Source organism: Bradyrhizobium sp. 142 (assembly GCF_023074015.1).
GTDB lineage: Bacteria > Pseudomonadota > Alphaproteobacteria > Rhizobiales > Xanthobacteraceae > Bradyrhizobium.
Window position 1 is genome coordinate 1 of record NZ_JADPKQ010000171.1, and the last position, 6,859, is coordinate 6,859.

At 58.4% G+C, this 6,859-nt stretch carries 6 protein-coding genes and 2 pseudogenes; 3 read left to right on the forward strand and 5 right to left on the reverse strand.

Features of this window, described 5'->3' with window-relative positions; all coding sequences use genetic code 11:
* Positions 1-811, reverse strand: an 811-nt coding sequence (locus IVA82_RS16080; RefSeq protein WP_247493253.1) for an IS701 family transposase, incomplete at its 3' end; no start/stop codon positions are given.
* Positions 812-970: 159 nt separating this feature from the next.
* Here IVA82_RS16080 and IVA82_RS16085 point away from each other — a divergent pair.
* A complete protein-coding gene (locus tag IVA82_RS16085) occupies positions 971-1,276 on the forward strand; it encodes a hypothetical protein (RefSeq protein ID WP_247384595.1) in 306 nt (101 codons plus the stop codon).
* Between the two features lie 936 nt (positions 1,277-2,212).
* On the opposite strand, the gene IVA82_RS16090 is transcribed toward IVA82_RS16085, so the two are convergent.
* Positions 2,213-2,449 (reverse strand): DUF3606 domain-containing protein, encoded by a 237-nt coding sequence (locus IVA82_RS16090; RefSeq protein WP_346658722.1) that lies wholly within the window; start codon positions 2,447-2,449, stop codon positions 2,213-2,215.
* Positions 2,450-2,505: 56 nt separating this feature from the next.
* Positions 2,506-2,706 (reverse strand): CsbD family protein, encoded by a 201-nt coding sequence (locus tag IVA82_RS16095; RefSeq protein ID WP_247384597.1) that lies wholly within the window; start codon positions 2,704-2,706, stop codon positions 2,506-2,508.
* 347 nt (positions 2,707-3,053) lie between these two features.
* Between IVA82_RS16095 and IVA82_RS16100 the strand changes: the two genes are divergently transcribed.
* Positions 3,054-4,754 carry an alpha-amylase family protein gene (locus IVA82_RS16100; RefSeq protein WP_247384600.1) on the forward strand — a complete coding sequence of 567 codons (1,701 nt, stop codon included), beginning with the start codon at positions 3,054-3,056 and terminating at the stop codon, positions 4,752-4,754.
* Between the two features lie 1,073 nt (positions 4,755-5,827).
* Here the strand turns inward: IVA82_RS16100 and IVA82_RS16105 are convergent.
* Both IVA82_RS16105 and IVA82_RS16110 read right to left on the reverse strand, forming a co-directional pair.
* Positions 5,828-6,010 carry a hypothetical protein gene (locus tag IVA82_RS16105; protein ID WP_247384602.1) on the reverse strand — a complete coding sequence of 61 codons (183 nt, stop codon included), beginning with the start codon at positions 6,008-6,010 and terminating at the stop codon, positions 5,828-5,830.
* 269 nt (positions 6,011-6,279) lie between these two features.
* Positions 6,280-6,417 (reverse strand): annotated as a pseudogene (locus IVA82_RS16110) (PilZ domain-containing protein); the annotation flags it as partial.
* A gap of 88 nt (positions 6,418-6,505) precedes the next feature.
* Between IVA82_RS16110 and IVA82_RS16115 the strand changes: the two are divergent.
* A pseudogene (locus IVA82_RS16115) lies at positions 6,506-6,763 on the forward strand (transposase); the annotation flags it as partial.
* Between the last annotated feature and the right edge of the window lie 96 nt (positions 6,764-6,859).

The window sequence follows — 6,859 nt, forward strand, 5'->3', positions numbered from 1 at the left end:
CTCCCGCCGACAGGCGCTTCCAGTCGGACGGGCGCCGCGTCCGGGCGAGGTCCGCGGCCGTACCGGCGACCGGCGGTCGCTTGCCCCAGGATCGAAACACATGAGCGCTGCTGACCCCAAGCACGTAGCCTTTGCCTGCCCGACGTAGTTGCTGTTCGATGTCGCCAACACCGTAGACCGTATCACCGGCAACCCACTTGAATGGTACAGACGCGGCTATCGCACGTGCGATCATTCTCGTCGCAAGCTTTGGTTTGGTCGCAAAGCCGACATCGGCAGGCACATAGGCGGCTTCCAGACGATCTGGATCGTCGGTCCATTCCTTCGGAAGATACAACGCGCGATCGATGAACGCATGACCATGACGCGAAACGTAGGTAGCGAAGACGCCGATCTGGCAGTTCGTGATCTTCCCTGCCGAACCAGTGTATTGCCGCGCCACTCCGCACGAGGCCTTACCCTGCTTGAGAAAGCCGGTCTCGTCGATCACCAGCACCGCATCGTCATCCGCCAAGTGCTCGATGACATAGTCGCGCACGATATCGCGCAGGGCATCAGCGTCCCAATCCCCGCGACCCAGGATCGCCTGCTGCCGCCATGGGCCAGGATCGCCAGCCGCCTCCGCGCGCATCCAACCGGTCTTGCGCTGCTCATCTCCGAGCAGACCTTCCAGGAACAGGCCTGCATTCGTCGCCACACGCTCTTGCGTGAACAACGGACGTATCCGCTGCTTGATCTCTCGAAGCGACGCCGCCCACAACGCAAGCGTCTCCTCAACCGACGCGGCCCGCGCCCACGACATTCGAATCATGGTTGCCCATGGATTCAGAAGTCTGCAAACAAAGCAACTGTAATGCTAGGACGGTGTCGTCCGTCCCGATACGGCTCCGTTCATCGCGAAAGCATTCCCGTTCATGTGGCAGTACGTGCGGCCGATGGAAGGGCAAGAACAAGATCAGCAGTGGACAGGATGACGTGCAGCTTCTTCGACACCCTTGATGATATCGCGTTAATGCGTGCCACGATCTGGCCGATCTGGCCTTGCAAGGTTTCTGATTGCTGGCAACGAATAACTGGCATGAGGCTCGACAAACTGGCCGGCGACCGCCTCGGCGTGTCAGCTCTTACAATCGCCGCAGAGCTATTCCTCGCTTTACAGACGATCGCGGAGATCGGGCACGCCTTCCCCTTGGGCGCAGTGGTCGTAACAATAGTAGGTACTGTCCTTTTCGAGACCTTGCGTTCCGCAATCTCGCACATCGGTGCCAAGGCATGAATTGCGCACTCAAAGCTGTCGAATGGTGTGCATCTCGCCGTTCATCACCACCTGAAGGCCTTATCATAGTCATTGCCGTAGGTTTCGCAGGTCGTCATTTCCTTCTTGACAACGCACGGCGTTTGCGGGCGGCTGGCCGACACTTCTCTGCCAAGACTGTCACCCTTGCGGGACGATAAATGGTCTTCTGCGATGCCTCTGCCGGATCCGCTTTCTTGCTGCCTTGACACTCATCTGGTGCTCACGGCCGGCTCCTCAAGCTAGGAACTACGGAATTCACCCGTTTTTCGTTTGCGACGGCGTGCGATGATGAAGCCTCGGCCCGCGTTGTCGTGTTGCATCCCATTTCGGAGTCGCCGCGGGTAACGCTCATGAACCGTCGTTGAACGAAAAGTAAAACCCGGCCTTTGGACCGGGTCCCATTCCTCAATCTGTTTCGCTGACTTACTTCTTGGTACCCGTGTTGGAGCTCGATCCTGTGGTCGATTGCTGACCCGGCGCGCTTTCAGAATGGCCCGGCCCCGCCGTGGTATCCTTCTGGTGGCCTGGAGCATACTCAGAAGCGCCCGGTGCCGTGGACTTGGCGTTGGGGTCCTGCATCTGTTGTCCGGGTGCATACTGGGAAGCTCCCGGCGACTTCTTTGTGTCGGTTTGCGCCAAGACTGACGTCGCAATAAGCAGAGCGCCTAATACAATAACTGTTTTCATCATGGTCCAATCATCCTCAAGATTTGCGGTCACCCCCCAAACGTTTGACGATAGTGATCGTTCCAAGCCTCATGCGAGCAACTGGGCTCTCGATCTTTTTTCGGCGTCACGCGTGCTGGTTGCGGTTCCCGCAGCCCCACGCGGTACCCTTCGCAAACCGGACAATCTCTTTTGGTCATAGAAATAAAGCCGCAGGCCGCCTCGACCGCGCGGTACCGCGCGGTTCGGTTACCCTTTCAATTCCTTGCGGACGGATACGGCGGAATTTCCAAGCTTATCGATCGCCTTTTGCAGTTGCGTCTTCGTTCTGTGCTTGGCCTCGTAATCTTCACTCAAATTGATCTTGCTGCGGTCGGCCTGTCCCTTCTTGTTAAGATTGTCCATCCTTGCCATTCTCGATGGCGTGCCGCGTTCAGGCGGCAGACCATGACTTCGCTTTGAAAAACGGCGGCGGAGATACGACATGCTGCAACGCGACACCGAACCCAGCGCGGCTCACAAATCGGGCGTTTCAGACCTGCTTACGGCAATGTCGAAATCCGAGTATCAACATCCTTGCGGGCTTGATCCTTAGCATAGCCGTACCGCTTCTGCAGGCTGCCTTCGAGTTGATCGCGCTTGCCATTGATCTCAGTTAGATCATCATCCGTCAGCTTGGCCCATTTCTCCTTGACCTTGCCTTTGACCTCTTTCCAGTTTCCTTCCACTTGGTTCCAGTCCATGCGATTTCCTCCAATTATAAGATAAAAAAACGCCGAGATTGGCGCCCCAATTTGTTCGCGCCGCTACACGCTTATACGCACGCGTCCTCTCTCGAGCCGCGCGGTGTCCAGAACTCGCGCATAACTCGGTCCAAGGGATCTCGCCATTAGTTCTCCCCGCGGCGACTGTTTTTGCCAACCGCGAGGCGCATCAACGACGAAGCCCACTTCGAAACAATGCGTCGCCCGAAGATGGTTGTTCGACCCTCAAAGCTTGCGCGGGCGGGACTGTTCGCGCGGAACCCATTGACTGCCCAATGATTGTCCCGTGGCCGCCAAGGCATCCGGGTGGACCAACGAGGCAGCCTTTGATCGACGACCTCTGGTACAAGAATGGCGTTTTCTATTGCCTTTCCGTCGGCACCTATATGGATTCCAATGGCGACGGCATCGGCGATTTCAAAGGGCTGTTGCGGCGGCTGGATTATCTGCATGGGCTCGGTATCACAGCGATCTGGCTGATGCCGTTCCAGCCCTCGCCCGGCCGGGACGACGGCTACGATATTTCGGATTATTACGGCGTCGATCCGCGATACGGCACACTCGGTGACTTCGTCGAATTTACCCATGGCTGCCGCCAGCGCGGTATTCGCGTCATCATCGATCTCGTCGTCAATCACACATCCGACCAGCATTCATGGTTTCGTCAGGCGCGGCGTCACAAGGATTCGCCCTATCGCGATTGGTACGTCTGGTCCGACAGGAAACCCGCAAATGCCGGCAAAGGAATGGTGTTTCCCGGCGTTCAGAAATCGACGTGGACCCGCGACAAGAAAGCCGACGCCTGGTATTTTCATCGCTTCTACGACTTCCAGCCTGACCTTAACACCTCGAACCCGTATGTGCAGGCCGAGATCCTCAAGGTCATGGGTTTCTGGATCCAGCTTGGCGTCTCTGGATTTCGCATGGATGCTGTCCCGTTCGTGATCGCAACCAAGGGCGCTAAGGTGCGCAAGCCCGTTGAGCAATACGACATGCTCCGCGCGTTTCGCGAATTCCTGCAATGGCGGCAGGGCAACGCCATCATCCTCGCCGAAGCCAACGTATTGCCGGAAACCGACATGGAATATTTCGGCCGCGACGGCGACCGGATGCACATGATGTTCAATTTTCACGTCAACCAGCATCTGTTCTATGCGCTCGCCTCCGCGGACTCGCGGCCGCTTGCGAAATCGCTGACGGCGACCAAGCCGCGGCCGGCGACCGCGCAATGGGGCCTGTTCCTGCGCAACCATGACGAGCTCGATCTCGGCCGCCTGACGCAGGTGCAACGCGAGGCAGTGTTCAAAGCGTTCGCTCCTGAGAAGAGCATGCAGCTTTACGACCGCGGTATCCGGCGGCGGCTTGCGCCGATGCTCGGGGGTGACCGGCGGCGACTCGAGCTCGCCTACAGTCTGATGTGCACGCTGCCGGGAACGCCAGTCATTCGCTACGGCGACGAGATCGCGATGGGCGACAATTTGGATCTGGCCGAGCGAGGTTGCGCGCGCACGCCGATGCAATGGTCAACCGAACCGCATGCCGGCTTCACTGAAAGCGATCATCCATGCACGCCTGTGATCGACACGGGGCCGTACGGATACGAACATGTCAACGCGGCCAAGCAACGGCGCGATCCCAATTCGATGCTGAACTGGACGGAACGCATCATTCGGATGCGCAAGGAAGTCCCGGAAGTCGGCTGGGGCGATTTCAAGGTGATCGCGACGCGTGACCCGGCCGTGCTGGTAATCCGCTACGACTGGCGCAATAACTCGGTGCTATTCGTGCATAATCTCGACGAGAAGCCGCGCGAGATCTCCTTCGCGGTCGGACTTTCCGGCAAGGCTGCCAACCTCTTGGTCAATCTGTTGACTGAAGACCACAGCCGCGCCAATCCGCAGGGCCGGCACGCGCTACTGCTCGAAGGCTATGGTTATCGCTGGTATCGCGCCGGTGGTCTCGATTACCTGCTCAGACGGAGCGATATCGATGCAGATGCCGCGGGCAAAATCGGTCATGCCGCGTAGTAGTGCATTTGCAAGCATGCGTTTTCCGCGAGTCCTCAGGACCAGCTGGAAGTCTTCACGGTAGAGGCTATCGATTTGGAAGGTAAACGTCGGCATAGGCTCTTGGCTGATCTACCGCTCCGACCTTTACTGCTCCTGCAGAGCGGCATTGTCAGGGTTGGCGATGCCGTGCGGAGCGCAACGTGCGTCTTTGCGTTTCTGGCGAGCTAGGCCGTGCCGCATTAGCCTTTTGCGCGAACAAGCTCGTCCTCGATCCGGGATTTGAGTTATTGAATTCGCCATTGCCATGGATCGCTCTCGGTCGGGTTGCCAGAGCGCAGGCCGATGCTGCCGACCCGAACATCGCCGCAGTCGACCAGCCGGATGGTCGCGGCCGGGCGAGGGGAGCTGGGGCACGGTCTGAATGAAAGCGTCAGTCGATGCTCGGAAGCAAATTGTCGATCTGTTGGGGATGGATCGGCGCTGGGAACGGCAATAGTTTCGGGTTGTTGTTCCGGATCACGCCTCGACAACCCGACGGAAAAGGACCTCAACTTACGCCAGCCCCGAGCTGGGGCCCTTTAACTTTTGTGTATTTTAACGTCGCTGTGGAACGGACTCCCTTGTTCTGAATCATTCCATGCGGGGGAAAAGTAACGGAATTCCTAGACGTGCCTAGATTTCAGTTTTTCGCGCGTGAGGCGGCGGCCACGCTCCTCAAAATGGCAAAAGCAACTTCAAATCCTGGCGTCGCCGCTAGGCTCGTACAACGCGCGGCCGACCTAAAGGACCGCATTGAAGAGACACCAGAGATTGATCCGGAGGCGCTGGGAAAAGCGCGCCAGACGTCCTGACGAGAAACTAACGCCGCCTCATTCGCTGGCTCTTTCATTTGAGAACGCCGCATTTGGGGTACTCCCGCATCGACGAACAACTGACCGAGATCTCAAGGGCGTTTACGAGCGTCGCAGCACAACGCGGTCTTTGCGGCGGTTCGCCGTCCTTAGCCAGATGTTTGCACGGCGAGAAGATCAAGAGCCGTTAGAGACGAAAGGGGCGCCGGCATGATTGACGAACCTCACGTTAATTCCCATTCAATCCAGGCGCGCATCTGGCTTGGCATCGCGATGTTGGGCGCTGCCGTGCTCGTTGCGATGGCTCTTACAAGCGCCTTTGTCATGCGGTAGGCCGCCCAAGTTGGCGGCCGCTTCGCCGAAGTCGCCTATTGGCCTGAGTTCGCCCGCGCCGGTCTGCGTCATGATCGAAACGTCTTCCATGTTGGTGAAATGCCCCCATTGCGGCTCATGGCCTATGGCTGCGAGCCTCTCGAAACCAAGTAACGCCGTGCAGCAGATTCGTTTCACCTGCCCTAAATGCCGCCACCAGGAGGAGGGCCGGCTGAGCCGAATCGCGCAGCGAGACCGCGATGCAGCTTAGGAAGCCGTGAAGATCCGCGGGATCCTAAGCAGCCTCTGCTGCCGACCGGGAGAAGCGGCCTCTTCTTCGATGCTCGCAATTCAAAGATCTGTTGCGACGTTCGGTCCGGTCAGCGTCCGGGCGCAACAGGAGCGCGTCGTAGCTGTTTGCGTTCATCCTTCAAGAATGTGACCCCTAGCTCCTCTCCATTAACCCACGCCAGCTCGCATCGGCGATAGGCAAGGCCCGTTGACGAGGGCACAAGGAAGAGAGCCGGCTCCGGAAATCTGCACAGGACGTTAAGTGGAGTTTCTGCCTGACGACGGGCACGATAGGCCCGCGAATCAGGAGAGACGATGAGCAGACGAGCACGCCGGAATCACTCACCGGCCTTCAAGGCGAAGGTGGCTCTGGCCGCCGTCAAAGGCGATCGGACGATAGCCCAACTGGCCGAGCATTTTGACGTTCACCCCAATCAGATTACGGCGTGGAAATCGCAGCTTGAGGGCAATGCTTCCGGGATTTTCGGACCAGGGGGCGGGCCGCCGGCCGCGCCCGCAGTCGATGTGAAGTCGCTGCATGCCAAGATCGGAGAGCTGACGCTGGAGAATGATTCCTAAGAAACGGCAGCAACTACTTTCGGCTCCAAGGGCTGGAGAACAAAGCCGAATGCCTTGGCACGCCGATGCAAATTGTTGACCACTCGCGTC